Origin of the sequence: Prescottella defluvii (assembly GCF_000738775.1) — a bacterium.
Taxonomy (GTDB): domain Bacteria; phylum Actinomycetota; class Actinomycetes; order Mycobacteriales; family Mycobacteriaceae; genus Prescottella; species Prescottella defluvii.
In genome coordinates this window covers 1-377 of record NZ_JPOC01000186.1, presented here as the reverse complement: position 1 = coordinate 377, position 377 = coordinate 1, and the positions used below count along the sequence as shown (strand labels likewise).

Here is a 377-nt window from a genome sequence, read left to right as displayed (position 1 = left end):
GGCCGCCACCGGTCAGCAGAGCGGTGATGTCGAACGACTCGGTGCGCTCGACCAGGACCAGCGGAGCCTTGATCAGCTGCTGGTGCACCTTGTTGGGGAAGTAATCCTCCATGGTGCGGCCGTTGAGCTTGAACTCACCGGTGCCGGGGGTCAGGCGGACGCGGACGACCGCCTCCTTGCGACGACCGACGGTCTGGACCGGACGATCGATGACGATCGGGGCCTGCGGAGCAGCCTCGTACGACTCGACGACCTCGGTCTCGGTGGAGTACTCCGTGTACTCCTCAGCCGCGGTGTCCGCAGCCTCGACAGCCTCGACGGCCTCGTTGAAGTCTTCGTTGCTCACTGGGCGACCTGCTTGATCTCGAACGGCACCG

The 377-nt window shown here is 65.5% G+C and carries 1 protein-coding gene; it reads right to left on the bottom strand.

Annotated elements, in window-relative coordinates:
* On the bottom strand, positions 1-346 hold a 346-nt coding region (rpsI, locus tag IJ15_RS0124380), incomplete at its 3' end, for a 30S ribosomal protein S9 (RefSeq protein WP_037136273.1).
* Positions 347-377 lie beyond the last annotated feature (31 nt).